The 14,743-nt window shown below is 30.5% G+C and carries 12 protein-coding genes; 6 read left to right on the top strand and 6 right to left on the bottom strand.

What is annotated here, in order from left to right:
• The first annotated feature begins 464 nt into the window (after positions 1–464).
• Positions 465–1,748: an IS110 family RNA-guided transposase gene (locus J2Z44_RS20480; protein ID WP_031270948.1), complete on the top strand. Its 1,284-nt coding sequence runs from the start codon at positions 465–467 to the stop codon at positions 1,746–1,748.
• Between the two features lie 393 nt (positions 1,749–2,141).
• Here J2Z44_RS20480 and J2Z44_RS20475 read toward each other — a convergent pair whose 3' ends face one another.
• From J2Z44_RS20475 to J2Z44_RS20460, 4 genes are all read right to left on the bottom strand, one after another.
• The gene (locus J2Z44_RS20475; RefSeq protein ID WP_021281790.1) at positions 2,142–2,732 is read right to left on the bottom strand and encodes a hypothetical protein; all 591 of its coding nucleotides are present in this window, start codon (positions 2,730–2,732) and stop codon (positions 2,142–2,144) included.
• A 53-nt stretch (positions 2,733–2,785) separates the two neighbouring features.
• Positions 2,786–4,045 carry a hypothetical protein gene (locus J2Z44_RS20470; RefSeq protein ID WP_021281789.1) on the bottom strand — a complete coding sequence of 420 codons (1,260 nt, stop codon included), beginning with the start codon at positions 4,043–4,045 and terminating at the stop codon, positions 2,786–2,788.
• Positions 4,046–4,282: 237 nt separating this feature from the next.
• On the bottom strand, positions 4,283–4,924 hold the full coding sequence (locus J2Z44_RS20465) for a hypothetical protein (protein ID WP_021281788.1): 642 nt from the start codon (positions 4,922–4,924) through the stop codon (positions 4,283–4,285).
• 178 nt (positions 4,925–5,102) lie between these two features.
• Positions 5,103–6,428, bottom strand: coding sequence for a TraB/GumN family protein (locus J2Z44_RS20460; protein ID WP_209650024.1), 1,326 nt, complete (start codon positions 6,426–6,428; stop codon positions 5,103–5,105).
• A 289-nt stretch (positions 6,429–6,717) separates the two neighbouring features.
• On the opposite strand from J2Z44_RS20460, the gene J2Z44_RS20455 reads away from it, so the two are divergent.
• From J2Z44_RS20455 to mscL, 5 genes are all read left to right on the top strand, one after another.
• Positions 6,718–7,260: a TetR/AcrR family transcriptional regulator gene (locus tag J2Z44_RS20455; RefSeq protein WP_021281785.1), complete on the top strand. Its 543-nt coding sequence runs from the start codon at positions 6,718–6,720 to the stop codon at positions 7,258–7,260.
• 187 nt (positions 7,261–7,447) lie between these two features.
• A complete protein-coding gene (locus J2Z44_RS20450) occupies positions 7,448–9,211 on the top strand; it encodes an MFS transporter (RefSeq protein ID WP_209650022.1) in 1,764 nt (587 codons plus the stop codon).
• Positions 9,212–9,383: 172 nt separating this feature from the next.
• Positions 9,384–10,307, top strand: coding sequence for a DMT family transporter (locus J2Z44_RS20445; RefSeq protein WP_209650020.1), 924 nt, complete (start codon positions 9,384–9,386; stop codon positions 10,305–10,307).
• Between the two features lie 250 nt (positions 10,308–10,557).
• On the top strand, positions 10,558–11,994 hold the full coding sequence (proS, locus tag J2Z44_RS20440) for a proline--tRNA ligase (RefSeq protein ID WP_021281780.1): 1,437 nt from the start codon (positions 10,558–10,560) through the stop codon (positions 11,992–11,994).
• A 66-nt stretch (positions 11,995–12,060) separates the two neighbouring features.
• A complete protein-coding gene (gene mscL, locus J2Z44_RS20435; RefSeq protein WP_021281779.1) occupies positions 12,061–12,525 on the top strand; it encodes a large-conductance mechanosensitive channel protein MscL in 465 nt (154 codons plus the stop codon).
• A gap of 120 nt (positions 12,526–12,645) precedes the next feature.
• On the opposite strand, the gene J2Z44_RS20430 is transcribed toward mscL, so the two are convergent.
• Positions 12,646–13,032, bottom strand: coding sequence for a DUF2500 domain-containing protein (locus J2Z44_RS20430; RefSeq protein WP_161624441.1), 387 nt, complete (start codon positions 13,030–13,032; stop codon positions 12,646–12,648).
• 309 nt (positions 13,033–13,341) lie between these two features.
• Positions 13,342–13,872: a YcxB family protein gene (locus tag J2Z44_RS20425; protein WP_021281777.1), complete on the bottom strand. Its 531-nt coding sequence runs from the start codon at positions 13,870–13,872 to the stop codon at positions 13,342–13,344.
• Positions 13,873–14,743 lie beyond the last annotated feature (871 nt).

Genomic DNA, 14,743 nt, shown 5'->3' with positions numbered 1-14,743 from the left:
GTTGTCTTCTTGCAAGTGACACAATATATTTATATCAGGTTTTTTTGTTATCTTCAAAGACTAAATCTCTTTATTACAGGAATACTCGTATAATTAATTTTGTAGTTAGTTTTAATTGAATTTCCAGTGACTAAACTTGCTACAAAACATAAAAGATTACTGGAAATTTAAAAACAGCATAAGATTACTCCTAAACGTCAATATTTATAAGATGAATTGGCGTAGGGATATTCACATTCTCCTTGTTGACCACTATCGTGGTACTTCTTTAAAAGAGTGTTTCCCTAATTGTATTGTTAACTTCTTACCCAGTCGTTGTTCGGATTATTAATCCGTTAGCGTAGCAACTAACAAAAAGTGATTAATAATTTAGTTCTTATTAGTGCGAGGGTGTTGATGCATTACAAATTAGGGGTAATCCTATGCCAGTTCATTTTTTATTTCAACCGAAAGGTGGTGATACCATGGATAACGCTTTAACAACTACTTTATTCATTGGTATAGATGTTAGTTCAAAATCAAATTACGTCTTTGCTTTAGATTTCTTTGGTAAGAAACTTTTATCGTTTGAAGCAAAAAACAATCTTCCAGGCTCTGAAGAAATAGTAGCCAATATCATAACATGTCTCAAACAAAACAACTTAACACACCTTACAATTGCTATGGAATCAACCTCATTCTATAGTTGGCATATAGCTAACACATTAGCTACTCACGATGCCTTAATATGGTTTAAACCTAAAATATATTGTTTAAATCCCAGAGTCATTTCTGCGTATAAAAAGTCTTTTGTTGATATTGATAAAACTGACCCAAAGGATGCATTTGTTATTGCTGACTTTGCAAGAGTAGGTAAAATATCTACTGCTCCATGGAGCGGTGGACAATATATTGCCTTACAAAGACTCACTCGATGTAGACTTCATCTAATGGAGAATATAGCTCGTGAAAAAAACTATATTCTATCCAATATATTTTTAAAGTTTAGTGAACTAGCTGTTCTGGACAAGTCAGAAAATCCTTTTTCCAACACCTTCGGTGCTTCCTCATTAGCAACTTTAACTGACTATATGTCTATTGAAGAGCTAGCAAATTCAAGTATCGAAGATTTAGTATCTTTTCTTGTAGAAAAGAGTAAAAATAGATTTTCTAATCCTGAAGCTACCGCTAAACTACTGCAAAAGGCTGCTAGAGATTCTTATCGTTTGGATAAGTCACTCTATGATCCACTTAATGCCACTATAGCTGCTTCTCTAAATTGCATTAAAGCATTAGAGAAGGAAGTTAAAGGCTTAGATAAAGCCATTGAGAAAGCCATCAAAAGAATTGATAATCATCAGTTTCAATGTTTATTATCAATTCCAGGTATTGGGCCAGTTTTTGCAGCTGGAATAGTAGCCGAATTAGGTGATATCACTAAATTTACTAATCAAGCTGCAGTTGCTAAATATGCTGGTTTAACTTGGCGTAAGAAACAGTCAGGTAACTTCGTTGCAGATAATACCTTCTTAACTAAAACAGGAAACAAGTATCTAAGATACTATCTGCTAGAAGCTGCCGCTAGCGTAATACGCTACAATAAAGAGTACCTTGATTATTATCACAAAAAATATGATGAAGCTTTAAAACATAAACATAAAAGAGCACTTGCACTAACTGGACGTAAACTTGTTAGGTTGGTTTTTGCTTTGCTACGCAATAATCAACTTTATACCTCTAATGAGGTAGTTGAAAAAGCTAAAATTTAATAATTACTTGTCCACACACCTACCTATTTCCAGTAAAAAAAAGGAATTTGGGTTAGGTTTAATTAGTGTACACTTTTTTATATAAGACAAACTTATAAAATTCCAATTTTATTAAAATTTTATCTTGACATATTACCAGTCGTCTTTTCTAATCTTCAAAAGTTTTTCTATAATTAAATATTACAATAATGAAGACTAGAATTTAATGGAGTATCTGCACCAAAAGTCTGCATATCTTCAGTAAATAAAATATTCTATTTAGATTTTCCCCAATACACAGTAATGATAACACCCCCAAGTTTCTTTCTTGGGGGTGTTACTTCTACTTCTTACGATTAGATATTCTTAGTGATATGAAATTTATCTAAATTGCTATACACTTGAAATATTTAGCTACAACCTCCCATAACCTTTAGGAATATAATTAACTCCCCTTAACAACTTTTTTGTCATAGCTACAGCATCTTCACACTTATGTTGCGGTATATTTTTCTCTACAAATTTTAACATTGCAACAAGTCCAGTTGTAAAGATTCCAAATTTGATTTTACAGTTACTTGAAATAAAAATTAAATGATATGTGCTACTGAACTTCACACTTTCTATTTCATGTAAATTTATGGTTTTTGATGAGAATACCTTCTTACTAGTAATATTGTCTTGACTCACAATTATTTTATGGGTGTGGAATATTATTAATGCTCCTATACCAATCAATAGCAGTGCTATTATAAGTAAATCTAACCACATATATCCCCATTTATCAATGCTATTATCAGCCACATCTTCTTTTAGAACATACTTGAAAATAAAATCAAATGCTATATTAAGGATTGCTATTGTAGTAAAAATTACTCCAACAAACCTAATAAATCTATCTTTTTTAAATATCATCTCACCATTTTTCCCAATGTCTGGTTTTTTCCCGTATAAATCTTTTTTCTTTTCACTATTATAATTCAAACTTACAGATGCTTTAGACAAATTGAAAACACTCCTTTTTCACTCTGAAGCTTTATGAACACATAATAAAGTTTCTAGTCTTTATGTACTATTTCTTTATTTTTTATTTTGTCACCTTCTAAGTGTTCATTGATTAACTTACTTGGATTTTCATAAAAATCTTTTTTATTTTTACCAAGCTTTTCTAACCTTTCCTTACTTTCTTCGCACATAGCTCTAATCTTAAGTTCAAGTTCATCTAAAAATCTAACTTCACAACGTTGCAGCTTCATCAATGCTTCTCTTTGATCTTCAGGACTCTTTGCATTAACCATTATTATCCTAAGCATCTGTTCTTCAAGTTTTCTTTCAAAATCTTCTAATTCCTTTTCTTGTTTTTTATCCATTTCCATTTTTTGTTTTTCTAAATCCTTGAAAAATTTCACATATTGATTTACTTCATCCTTAAGCTTATCAGTGGTAATGTTAAATTCAGTATTTATCACTTCGTAAAAATGTACTCTAGTATTAGAATCACCATTTTGAATCATAGCTTCTTCAAACTTAGCAATTAACTCTTTAGGGCTTCCACCAAGTTTTAGTCTATTTATTGCAGCATCTGTATTTTTAGCTTCCTCCCCTGCCCTAAAAGCTTGATCAAGATTGCTATAATACATCTTTAAAGTATCTTGTAATGACATGAAATCTTTATAACTTAAATTTTCAATAGTTTCACCTATATCAGTTTTAGGAAAATTATCCATTAAAAACTGTTGAAGTCCTTTATCAGTGCCTTCAAAGTTGGTTTTATAAAAAACTTTTGAAGCTGAAATCATTTTCAAAGTACTTGCTTCAAATTTCTCTGTATCAACTAGTTTTTCAGCTTTTATACCCAAGTCTCTATGGTCCTTCAAATTACTAGCACTTTGATAATAAGCATTATTAAAAAAGGCATCTATTCTTCCGCCAAGGCCCTTAGCCATGTTTTTTGCATACCTATCAAATGAATTATCTAATACTTTTGTTAGTTGTTCTTTCTCTGATACACTTAAATTTAAATTATCTTTTATGCTATTTAAAATTTTACCATATCCATTCACATGTTCAACTATTGATACTTCATTATTTTCTCCATAAATAGTAAATTCCTTATTAAATTTTGATGAAATGTCCCCTATGATTGTCATTACTTCATCATTAGAATAATCAAAGCTAAAATCTATAACATCACAAATTTCTTTAAGCCAATTATCACATTTAACATTAGCTTCAATATTATTAGTCATGTTATTATTTGTGTTATGGTTTATCTGTTGTTGAAAATAACTTGAATCCAGTCTATTAATACTAACCATATTTACCCCCCAAAATATGTAATGATATTTTTTCCAATTATATTATCGACATTGTCTTTGTAAACTTAAGTCATAATATGTAAATTAATACAAATAAACTACTTATATACACTTTAACCATAATTTAAATTCTACTAAACCCATTAAATAAAAATGGCTTCCTTTTTCTCGCAAGCAGTGTACGAAAAAAGAAGCCAAAGGTATATTGTATTATTAATATAAAGAAGCACTTGCTAGCTACATTGTTGCTTGTCCATAATCTTTAGGAATATAGTTATAATTTTTAAGTATTTTCTTAGCCTTTGCTACTGCATCTTCACATTTATGTTGTGGTACATTTTTCTCAATAAACTTTAGCATTTCTAAAAGCCCTGTAGTAAAGCGTCCAAATTCTACTTTTGTGTTACCATCACTGAAAGTAAAGTTTTTCTTGTTTGAAAACTTTACACTTTCTACAGCATACAACTTAATAGTTTTTGTTGAAAAAAGCTTTAGCGAAGTTATAGACTCTTTTGTAACAACTATTTTATTAGTATAAAATATGATTAATGTACTTATACCATAAAGCGCCAACAAACTCACAAGCGCATAACCACCCCAATACACTAAGGTAACCATACTACTCTCTATATTGTATTCAATTATAACTTCCTCTAAAATACTGCCTAGAAAGAATAAATTTAAGACTGCTATAATAGTGCAAAATGCTCCAAAAAACCTAAGGGCTTTAGCTTTTCCAAATATCATTTCTCCACTTTTTCCAATGGTTGGTTTACTTCCATATAAATCATTTATTATTTTTCCTGTTATACCCGCACTTGCCATTACTGTTGACAACTTAACCACACCTTTCTTTTTCTTATCTAACTTTCTTGCCATATATAATTCAATAAAATAAACACCTTAATATATCTAATTCTATCTAGTATTTTTTAATATAATTAGCCTAAAATTTCCTATACTGTAGCAATAACATTTAAACTTCTATAATGATAAGCCATTTAAAAATTATAGTATCTCAATGAAACTTGGCTATTTAATTACTATCTTATATCTATTAGTCAGGAAAAACACTATAAGCTGTTCCTCCCTTTGGATTTTTTATTATAATTATTCCTTGAAAATAGTCAGTAGTTTTAGTATCAGAATCAGGTTTTAAAACTTCTCTTTCAGCTGGTTCAAAGTAATTTAAGTTTAAAGTATTTTTTATAGGACTTCTTCTATTATTTAAATCAATTATTAAATCTCCAAATTCTCCTTTAACCGTCTGTAGTTGTTTTTCTAGTTCTGTTGGGATATTTGAGTAGACTGGCTGTTCTACCTCAGCCCCCATACTAGTTCCTACTCCATAGTAAGTTCTAATAGCATAAATCTTATCTTTAAATGTATCATCCTTTTGGAGTTTTATAGCTATATTTTCCAAGCCCCAAATTTCTTTTAATACTGAATGTTTCCCACCAAAATGGAAGTAATACTTTCCTTTTGGATAATGGTCACAGAGTTTTTTAAAATTCTTATACGTATAGTTCTCCCTCATACTCAAAAGTTCAAAATCTGTTCTTATATCTGGTTGACTTCCAAAGGTTTTTGGTAAAGTCTGAAGGTCCTTTATGTTTTCCAAAATGAACTCTATATTGAATAAATCCTCCTTAAAACTCTTCTCATATAATTCTCTATTATCCTTAATATGATTTTCCATGTCATTTACTATTTCTAAAATTGTTTTTTTCTTTTCTTGAATTTCTTCTTTTTTAAGATGGAACTTTGTAGTATTAACCCCTACTAAATCCAATTTATTTAAGTTGTTTTCAAAAACCTTAAGCTCCTCAGGAAGTGTTCCAACTTTACCAATGATTATGTTCATGTATTTCTTAATATGCCCTTCAGACATTGATGCTGAATCAATACCTAGAATTGTTACTTTCTTACCTTCTGGTAAGTTTTTATTCTTTTCATAAAGTTTTTTTATCATGCTGAAATCTTCTTTTGTAGCTCTAAAAGCACTCCACTCCTGGAAAGTTTCTTTTAAAATTTCCTCATTCCCTGTTGCTAGATATTCATTAAGCATCATAGCTTCAGAATACCCCGTTTCGATAACGTAATACCTTAAATCCCAATTATCAATAAGATAGTTTAAAAACTTAAACTGTATATCCGTATTTTGTTTTACCCCATGACCTTCCCCGGTAAAGATAATTTCTTTGTCTTCAATTGAATTGCTGATTACCTTTAAATCTGAGTAATCCTCCGGCTTGTCTAATTTTAACTCTTTAGTATTTTTCTTTAAGTAAGCTGTCTCACTTTGTGGTTTTGAAAAAATAACCCCTGCTGCTACTAAAACAGCTACAATAATAACCACAAATGCAATGTACTTTTTCTTCATAATACGTCCCCCTTATCCCCCAATAATAGAAACAATAAATATTGTTATATTAGTATCTCACAAATTAATAACTATCTTAATTTTAGATTAAACCTAATATATTATATAGACTTATTCTATTTCATTCTAAATTATCATATTATTGCCAAATATTCAAACAATACTCATGTATAAATTGTTACTAAATCATTAATTTTGGCTGTTGTTTTTGATAAAAAAAAGTAGTATACTTGTAACATAAAGTGAACTCAGTTCATATAATATAATTTGTGAAGTGAAGGGAGAACTAATGCCTAAAATTTTAGAAAATGTGAAGGAAATACTTCTTATTGAAGGCAGTGAGCTACTTTTAAAAAATGGTTATACCAATCTTAATATTAGAGATGTTGCCAAAAACTCTGGCATTGCAGTAGGTACTTTTTATAACTACTTTTCTAATAAAGATGAGTTAGTTAGGGAAATTATTTTAAATAGCTGGAATAGGATTTTAGTTAATATTAATACTCTTCCTAATACTGAGGAGCCTCTTAAAGTTAAACTTATAAGCCTTTCTGACTACCTAAATAACTTTTTTAAAACCTATGCACCTGTGTTTTCTGCTATGACAGAAAGCAATATTAATCAATGTCCTAGAGAGAATATTTTTGCTCACTTACATAATATAATTGAAGCAATCATTAACAACTCTATCAAAAAGGGAGAAATTAATCCGACTTTAACCTCTTTTAAAGTTGCAAAAATCCTTGTACCTGTAATGTTTTTTTTACCGAGGGAAAAGGATTTAACTTTTGAAGAGTTCTATAGTATTTTAAACTTAAATGAAAAATCTTAAAATTAATTACTATTTTGGTTTATTATTGAAGTTTATCTTGTGCAATTACATAGTTGTTGTGGCTTCTAGATTTTAACTTATCTTATTAATTACTAGAAGCCTATTAACCCCAAGGCAGCAATAATATTAATCATTGATCCTAGTTTAATCTATGTAAAGCACAGGATTTATATATTTTTATTTTTATATGAACAAAGTTCAGAAAGGAGAAAAAAATGAAAAAAACAAAACTTTAATCCTTGTCATGTTTTTATTAGGTATTTTTATAGGGGCTCTAGACTCTGGAATAGTTTCCCCTGCTAGAACAGTTATTGCAAACTCTTTATCTGTATCCTCAAATGATAGTATTTGGATGATTACCATTTACACCTTAGCTTATGCTGTATCCATGCCTTTAGTTGGTAAGATATCAGATAGATACGGTAAAAAGAAATTATTTACTTTTAGTATTGTTGTGTTTGGAATCGGATCTTTGCTATGTGGTCTATCAAACTATTTTGGAGGTTTTTCCTTCTTATTAGTTTCTAGAGTAATTCAAGCTATTGGAGGTGGTGGAATTATTCCAATTGCCACTGCTTACATTGCTGAAAGCTTTCCTCCAGAAAAAAGAGGTACGGCCCTTGGTTTAGTTGGAGGAATATATGGTATTGCTAACGTTCTTGGCCCAACAGCAGGTTCTGCCCTTTTAGATTTAGCAGGGAGCTCTAACTGGGGAGTTTTATTCTTAATTAATGTTCCTATCTGTATTATAGTGGTTATAGCCTCTATGACAATTAAAGAGGAAAAAGTTACTAAGGCTCCTACAAAAATGGACGTTAAGGGAAGCATAGTAGTAACTGCTTTAATACTTTCTCTAATGTATGCTTTAACAAATCTTAAGTTTCATGATTTTGCTAACAGCATAAAGTCTACTAATGTTTATCCTTACTTAATAGCATTTATTATACTTCTACCAATTTTCCTCTATATAGAGAAAAAGGCGGAAGATCCTGTAATTAATCTAAAATACTTTACTAGTCGTGAAATAGCCTTAACTCTTGCTATTGGTTTTATTACTGGTGCTGGAATGATGGGAGTAATATTTATACCTCAATTTGGAGAAAACATACTTAAACTTAAAACTGGCTCAGGTGGGTATTTAGTAACTTTAATGGCAGTATTTTCAGGGTTCTGTGCTCCTTTAGGAGGAAAACTTATTGACAAATTCTCAGCTAAGTTTATCCTAATTCTAGGTTTTTCTTGTACTTTAATAGGAACCCTAGTTATGTCAACTTTAGCAATTAGCTATCCTTCTATTGTAACTTTAACTATAGGTCTTGCTTTCATAGGTTTTGGTATGGGCTTTACCATGGGTACACCTCTGAATTACTTAATACAAGCCAATGTATCTGAAAATGAAACAGCTTCAGCTCAAGCAACATTGTCCTTGATACGATCTATTGGTGTTGCAATTTCTCCAAACTTACTTATAAACTTCATAACAGATGCAGCTAAAAATCTTCAAGGAAATTTAATGGCTCTAATGCCAAAGATAAGTATGGGAGCTAATGCCCCAGCTCAAAGTTTTGGTTCTGGTAGTATTTCACCTGAAGCTCTAGCAAGCCTTCAAAGTGCAGATGTGACTACTGTAGTTGATGTGCTTAAAAACTTTGCTTCTTCTATGATAGACAAAGTTGCTCCAATGATAAAACAAGGGTTAAGCAAGAGCCTTCCTCAAGGAGTTTCTCCTGATGCTGCTCTAGCTACTATGAAAACTGATTACTTGTCACAAATTGAAAGCTCTAGAGCCGCAATAGAAAGCACCTTCCAATCCACTTTAAACAGTGGCTTTAGCAAACTATTCTTAGGTGCAGCTGTAATTGCTTTTATAGGTTTAGTGTTGTCCATAATTCTTAAAGGTAAAGAAAAAACAGTGAAAGTAGATCCTAACTTGACTGTTAAAGAGGATTAATTAAATATAAATATATCTAAGGAACCAACTTAACCTTTAATTATAATAAGGGTTAAGTTGGTTCCTTAAATTTTGTAAAACTTGTTTATCCTTTGTTAAAAGTGTAGAATTATCCTTGGGAAACTTAATAAATTCCTTTGTAACTATAACTTTAATATTTCGGGGTGATGATATGAAAAAATTAAACGGCATTATTTATGCCTTACTATCCTCAGCTGCTTTTGGAATTATGCCTATCTTTGCAAAGTACGCAGCTAATAACGGTTCTAATACTTTATCTATCTTAAGCACTAGATTTTTACTTTCTGCACTTATTCTTTTCGTATATTTTCTTTTTAAAAAGATAAATTATAAGATAGATAAAAACCAGCTTAAAGCCTTGGCTGTAGTATCCCTTTGCGGCTTTGTTCCCACAGCATCTTTGCTATTTTTTTCTTACAACTATATTCCTACAGGCCTTGCAACCACCTTGCATTTCATTTATCCTGCTGTGGTGGTAGCAGCAAACCGAATATTTTTTAAAGATCCTCTTACTAAAAATAAATTAATATCCTTATTTTTATCAATGATTAGTATTTATCTTTTAGTAGGCTTTAAATTTGAAAACATAAATATAATTGGAGTTATCCTTGCCTTAGCTTCAGGGTTTACTCATTCTATATCTATTTTTAGCATGAATAACTCTACATTGAAAAACTTAAACAATCTAGTATCTGTGTTTTATATAAGTATCTTTGCTGGGATAGCTATTTTCACTGCAACAGCTGCAACAGGAAATATTGCTCTTCCAATAAATCCTTATACTGTAACTTCTCTTATTGGAATTGCCTTAATATCAAACATAGCTTCCATATTACTACTTATGATGGCAATAAAAATTATTGGTCCTTCTCCTTCTGCCATACTAGGTACCTTTGAACCCATAGTAAGCATAATTATGGGCATAATATTATTTAAGGAAGCTTTTACCTTTAGTGTTTTCCTAGGTACTGTTTTAATTTTGGCTTCTGTGGTTATTCTTTCAAAGGAAAAACCAGAAGAAGAGTTACAAATTGAAATACTAAAGGAAGGTAACGAGAAAGTTATAGAGCAATAGTTAGAACATTTATCTATCTTCTAAAAAACTATTTAAATCCCTAATTAAAGTCGCTGAAAGCTACTTAGGTCTAGCAACTCAAGACGAAGATTTTTACGACTAAAAAATTATATTTTCTAGTCTGAACAGCTATCACTTTATAAGTTGGCAGATTTGAGACTCCCAAAGTGTTGTTATAATATTGACAAAATATGTTTATTAAATTAAATTATATATAAAAATCAAAATATTGAAAAAGAGGTAAAAAATTATGTCAAAAGGAAAAAAGTTTGTTGAAGCAATTACTTCTATGGACGAAGATTTTGCACAATGGTATACGGATATCGTAAAAAAAGCAGAACTTGTTGATTACTCAAGTGTTAAAGGTTGTATGATTATTAGACCCTATGGTTATGCAATCTGGGAAAACATTCAAAAGAACTTAGATGAGAAATTAAAGGCTACTGGCCATGAAAATGTTTATATGCCAATGTTCATTCCTGAGAGCTTACTTCAAAAGGAAAAGGATCACGTGGAAGGTTTTGCCCCTGAAGTTGCTTGGGTAACTCATGGAGGTTCTGAGCCTCTTGCAGAAAGACTATGCGTAAGACCAACTTCCGAAACTCTATTTTGTGAGCATTACGCAAAAATTGTTCAATCTTATAATGATCTACCAAAGCTATATAACCAATGGTGTTCTGTAGTTAGATGGGAAAAAACTACAAGACCATTTTTAAGAACTACGGAGTTTTTATGGCAAGAGGGTCACACTATTCATGCTACTCCTGAAGAAGCTGAAAAAGAAACTGTTGATATTCTAAATCTTTATGCAGATTTATGTGAAAGAGTTCTTGCAATTCCAGTAGTTAAAGGTAGAAAAACTGATAAAGAAAAATTCGCTGGTGCTGTTGCAACTTACACTATTGAAAGTTTAATGCATGATGGTAAGGCCCTTCAAAATGGAACTTCTCACAACTTTGGAGATAACTTTGCTAAGGCTTTTGGAATTCAATATTCAGATAAAACAGGAAAACAACAATATGTTCATGAAACCTCTTGGGGTGTAACTACTCGTTTAATTGGAGCTATAATTATGGTTCATGGTGATAATAGCGGTCTTGTACTTCCACCTAAAATTGCTCCAACTCAAGTAATAATTGTACCAATTGCTCAGCACAAAGAAGGGGTTTTAGATAAAGCTTCAGAGCTTAAAGACAGAATCTCTAAAGTAGCTAGAGTTAAACTAGATGCCTCTGATAAAATGCCTGGCTGGAAATTTAATGAATATGAGATGAAGGGCGTTCCTCTTAGAGTTGAAATGGGTCCTAAAGATATAGAAAATAATCAAGCCGTTTTAGTTAGAAGAGATACAAGGGAAAAGCTTATAGTTTCTCTTGAGGAAATTGAAAACAAAATCACAGAAATCTTAGACTTAATGCAAGTAGAACTTCTTGAAAAAGCAAGAAACAGTGCAGAGGAGAAAACCTATTCTGCAACTGACTTGGATAAATTCATAGAAATTGCAAATACTAAACCAGGATTTATTAAAGCTATGTGGTGCGGTGATAGAGCTTGTGAAGATAAACTGAAAGAAGTGGCTGGAGTTACTTCAAGATGTATGCCTTTTGCTCAAGAAAACCTAAGTGATAAGTGTATTTGTTGTGGAAAAGAAGCAAGTAAGTTAGTTTATTGGGGAAAAGCATACTAAAACTCTTCAAGCTAGTTTATCTTATAAAGCTATGCATCATAATAATTGTGTAAAGGGTGTATTAGTATGTTGAAAGAATTTAAAGAATTTGCTATGAAAGGCAATGTTGTTGATTTAGCAGTAGGGGTAATCATTGGAGGCGCTTTTAATAAAATTGTAACTTCTCTTGTAAATGATATTATTATGCCTGTTTTAAGCTTAGTTCTTGGCAGAATTAATGTGGCTGGGCTAACTTATACACTTCCAGCCTTTGGTGGAGGAAAGGAAATAGTAGTTAAATATGGTTTGTTCCTTCAAAATATATTAGACTTTATAATAATGGCCTTTTCCATCTTTCTTATAGTAAAATTTATTAATAGATTCAAAAGAAAAGAGGAAGCAAAAGATTCTTCTTCACAAGATTCAAAGGAATCAAATGAAGAAAAACTACTTACAGAAATTCGTGATTTATTAAAATCTCAAAACAATCCTAGTAAGGAAAATAATACAACTATGGATTCAAATCAAAATACAACTCAACCTCAAGCCTAGATTTTTATTGATGGTTTAGGTAAGGTTGATAAGTTAATAAGTTACAAATTAAAGAAAGATATGCATTCCACAATGCATATCTTTCTTTTTTATAATTGTACTCTTTACGCTAAAAGAATTTTATTCCTTTTCTATCTCTACTTCAAAGCCTAAAAATCTATTCCCTTGATAATTTATTTTTCCTTGTTGCCCTTCTTGGAGTTCTTCATACTCAACTGCTGTAACTGAAAACTCTAATTCTTCCCCATCCTCTAATTGAAAGGTAATATAATAAAGAGTTGAGTAATTATAGCTTGGAAGCATATCCCCAAAGGTTTGATTATCTTGAAAAGTTCTAAAGCGTTTGCTTATTATCTTTGCTTTAGCTGTAACAAGTGGCATGGAACTATTGTGACTCCAAGGAATAAAGTTATTAAACATCATATTAAGAAACCCTAAAGACGCTATTAAAAACATAAAAAATAGCATAATAGTAAATATATAAAGGGCTAAATTATGACTCATCATAATATCCTCCACCATACTTGCTTATACTACATTATACGATTTTCCCTCATTAATGTTTCTATATAACATGTTTATTTTGAAATTATTATTTTTCCATATAAGGAGTCCAATTCAACACCTTATAGCTAAGGCCTACCTTAGCTTACTAAAGACTTTTACAAATATTTGGTTAGACATTAACAAACAAGGTCGATAGCTTTCTAATGCAAATTAATAGGAAACCAAGGTTGTAATAAATTTTTCCCCTGATTCCCTCAATTTCAATATTTATTTAATAACTACCTTAACTAAAGTAAATTAGTACATTCCTCACTGAACATCTACCTTGCAGTGCTTCTTCAATAAATCAATAAGTTCATTCTTTTCACTTAAAGTTTTAAAGGCTCTATGAGGTATGATATAAGCATTCATCTCACTAATATAAATGTAAATGTAATCTTCTGTTACTTCTACCCTTTCCACATCCTTCATTGTTACCTTACTTTTCTCTAAGTTATCAAACTCGAAAATTCCTACATCAGTAATTGAAAGTTGCTGAGGACCAAATAAGCTTTTATTTTCTTCTTTATTTAGCATTCTCTCTAGTCTTCTCTTAATGCTACCTTTAAAATATTTTGGAAAAAACACAATCCATCCCACATATATTATTACAAAAGGCATAAAGAAAATAGCAAAGGGTATATCATTCTTTGGCTTCATCATGAATGGAACTAATATAAACATTATTGAAATGATAAACCTTTCAATAAATAAAGTTGTTTTTATAGATTTTGTTTTAGAAATATGGTGCATATTAAACTCAAGGTAATCTTCCTTTGTAAGATCGTAGTTAATCTTCATTCCAACTTCCCCCTTCATTAAGGCATCTGAAAATAAATAACAAGTCCAAGATGTGAAGGCTATTTTGCGTTCACAAGCAAGCTTGTGCCGACAAGGAAACAGGTTCCGCAGATAGTGGGGCTATCTAAGGGTTCTGTTGACGCAGTATATCACAAAATAGACGAGCAGATTGACTTATTTATTTTTTGAAGATGCCTAAAGTAAAATTATAAATATTTTATGGAATCTTTAAGGACTTTATAACATTTTAATTATAGCACCATTTTAAAGATTTTAAACCATAATTATGAATAACTACTTTTGAAAATCTCCTTTATAATTATATAATTTTAAGTTTTTCAGAAAATATACACCCTTAAAAAGCTGTAAGTTTTCAATGTGCTAAAAAGATAAAAACCTCTGAAACCCGCATGAATACTATATCTTCTTATCAATATATGAAGATAATAATATATAAACTTATCAATATTTATTTATATATAGCCATTAGATAGCTGAGATTTAGGCTTAATTTTTTTCTTAAGAGTTACTTCTAACAGAGTCAATAGCTAAGTCATCACCAGCAATAAAGAAATAACTCTTTCACATTGAACAAACAATAGCAACTTCTTCAATCCAAATTTTTTAGTTTCTGAAATTTAGTAAAGAACTTTCAAACACTAGTTTCATATAGAGTAGATTTAATTAAACTCCTTTTCGGTATAAAATTTAATTTAATGATTTATTATTAACATACATAACATTTCAAGTATTTTGTTACATTTATATTAATAACCACACCACTTTACAAGTAATTTAAAATTACCAAAAAATACAACGTACCAAACGCCTTCTAGATATCAATACTAATCTTGTGAACACCAATATTGAT

The sequence above is a fragment of the Clostridium punense genome (genome assembly GCF_017874425.1).
Classification (GTDB): domain Bacteria; phylum Bacillota; class Clostridia; order Clostridiales; family Clostridiaceae; genus Clostridium_J; species Clostridium_J punense.
Note: the sequence above shows the minus strand (reverse complement) of the source record. Positions and strands in the feature narration are given on the sequence as shown.

Excerpts from the sequence above, each read along its gene's own strand:
- J2Z44_RS20450 (WP_209650022.1), top strand. The coding sequence starts at position 7,448 with ATGAACAAAGTTCAGAAAGGAGAAAAAAATGAAAAAAACAAAACTTTA.
- proS (WP_021281780.1), top strand. The coding sequence starts at position 10,558 with ATGTCAAAAGGAAAAAAGTTTGTTGAAGCAATTACTTCTATGGACGAA.
- J2Z44_RS20460 (WP_209650024.1), bottom strand. The coding sequence starts at position 6,428 with ATGAAGAAAAAGTACATTGCATTTGTGGTTATTATTGTAGCTGTTTTA.
- J2Z44_RS20430 (WP_161624441.1), bottom strand. The coding sequence starts at position 13,032 with ATGATGAGTCATAATTTAGCCCTTTATATATTTACTATTATGCTATTT.
- J2Z44_RS20480 (WP_031270948.1), top strand. The coding sequence starts at position 465 with ATGGATAACGCTTTAACAACTACTTTATTCATTGGTATAGATGTTAGT.
- J2Z44_RS20445 (WP_209650020.1), top strand. The coding sequence starts at position 9,384 with ATGAAAAAATTAAACGGCATTATTTATGCCTTACTATCCTCAGCTGCT.
- mscL (WP_021281779.1), top strand. The coding sequence starts at position 12,061 with ATGTTGAAAGAATTTAAAGAATTTGCTATGAAAGGCAATGTTGTTGAT.
- J2Z44_RS20465 (WP_021281788.1), bottom strand. The coding sequence starts at position 4,924 with ATGGCAAGAAAGTTAGATAAGAAAAAGAAAGGTGTGGTTAAGTTGTCA.
- J2Z44_RS20425 (WP_021281777.1), bottom strand. The coding sequence starts at position 13,872 with ATGAAGATTAACTACGATCTTACAAAGGAAGATTACCTTGAGTTTAAT.
- J2Z44_RS20455 (WP_021281785.1), top strand. The coding sequence starts at position 6,718 with ATGCCTAAAATTTTAGAAAATGTGAAGGAAATACTTCTTATTGAAGGC.
- J2Z44_RS20470 (WP_021281789.1), bottom strand. The coding sequence starts at position 4,045 with ATGGTTAGTATTAATAGACTGGATTCAAGTTATTTTCAACAACAGATA.